This window comes from Stenotrophomonas sp. IS26 (genome assembly GCF_054188265.1).
The window spans coordinates 1-208 of record NZ_JBSZJV010000053.1 but is presented as its reverse complement, the minus strand read 5'-3'; the positions used below and the strand labels follow the sequence as shown (position 1 = coordinate 208).

General features: G+C 63.0%; 1 pseudogene. It reads left to right on the top strand.

The features are described 5' to 3' along the window. Nucleotides 1-208: pseudogene (locus ACW6W5_RS17895) on the top strand (glutamine--fructose-6-phosphate transaminase (isomerizing)); the annotation flags it as partial.

Here is a 208-nt window from a genome sequence, read left to right as displayed (position 1 = left end):
AAACCACGAAGAACAGCGCGAGAAGCTGCGCGCGCTGGGCTACACCTTCGAGTCGCAGACCGATACCGAAGTGATCGCGCACCTGATGCACCATCACCTCAAGGAAGGTGACAGCCTGCTGGCGGCGCTGCAGCGCACGGTCAAGGAATTGACCGGTGCCTACGCGCTGGCGGTGATGAGCCGTGCCGAGCCGGACCACTTTGTGTGC